The organism is Stenotrophomonas sp. AS012628 (genome assembly GCF_010608305.1).
GTDB lineage: Bacteria > Pseudomonadota > Gammaproteobacteria > Xanthomonadales > Xanthomonadaceae > Stenotrophomonas > Stenotrophomonas geniculata.
Map to the genome: position 1 here is coordinate 1 of NZ_VMBJ01000249.1, position 232 is coordinate 232.

Genomic DNA, 232 nt, shown 5'->3' on the forward strand with positions numbered 1-232 from the left:
TCTGGAAACCGGCCTGCTGATCGTCGACGCGACGATGCTGGCCGTGATTCTGATCCTCGTCGTCCGGGCTAACCGTTTATGGCCGATTCCCATGGCCGCGTTGCTGATCGTTCAGGTCGCGGGACATTTTCTCAAGACCCTCGATCCGCAAATCTATCCGTTCCTCTATTGGCTGACCAGCAGCCTGTGGAGCTATCTGGTCGTCGGCATCCTGATCGTGGCGACCTACAAT

General features: G+C 57.3%; 1 protein-coding gene. It reads left to right on the plus strand.

All coding sequences use genetic code 11. The annotated features are described in order from the left end of the window. Positions 1–232, plus strand: a 232-nt coding sequence (locus G5A07_RS21795; RefSeq protein ID WP_223107871.1) for a hypothetical protein, incomplete at both ends; no start/stop codon positions are given.